The sequence below is a fragment of the Petralouisia muris genome, assembly GCF_004793545.1.
Classification (GTDB): Bacteria; Bacillota; Clostridia; order Lachnospirales; family Lachnospiraceae; genus Petralouisia; species Petralouisia muris.
Genome location: NZ_SRYA01000261.1, coordinates 1 through 430, shown reverse-complemented (window position 1 = coordinate 430; position 430 = coordinate 1). Strand labels below are relative to the sequence as shown.

1 protein-coding gene and 1 pseudogene are annotated in these 430 nt (G+C 50.9%); one reads left to right on the top strand and one right to left on the bottom strand.

The window, feature by feature from the left end; all coding sequences use genetic code 11:
* Positions 1 to 241 (top strand): helix-turn-helix domain-containing protein (locus tag E5329_RS29425; protein ID WP_135992601.1); only part of this gene is annotated, 241 nt, incomplete at its 5' end.
* Positions 242 to 299: 58 nt separating this feature from the next.
* On the opposite strand, the pseudogene E5329_RS29420 reads toward E5329_RS29425, so the two are convergent.
* Positions 300 to 430, bottom strand: a pseudogene (locus tag E5329_RS29420) (TnpV protein); the annotation flags it as partial.

The following is a 430-nucleotide window of genomic DNA, read 5'->3' as shown; positions in this document are numbered from 1 at the left end:
TATCAACGCAACTTACCTCCGGCAGATTGAGGGCGGGGCAAAGGTTCCCAGTCTGCCCGTATTTATCAATATCTGCAATGCACTAAAAATCTCCCCTGATTATCTGCTGCGGGATGCGCTGGAAGATAATGAAGTCAGTAAAATACGGGAGCTGGCGGAACTGTGGGAAAACACATCACCCAGCCAGCAGAAAATCGCCGCTGCCATGATTCGGGCGGTATTGGAGCGCAGGGAAGATTAGAAAGACCAGCCGGGTAGTCGGCTGATCTTTCCATGTCCAATCAAATATAAATCAGTTCGCTGTTTATAATTTCCTCCGCCTGCTCGTTCAGGTCGGCAAGGTATGTCCATAATTTCCCGGTCAGGATAAGGGAACTGTACCGTGCCGGGTGCTCCTGTTTGAGATATTCCCGGTGCAGCCGCCCATAGC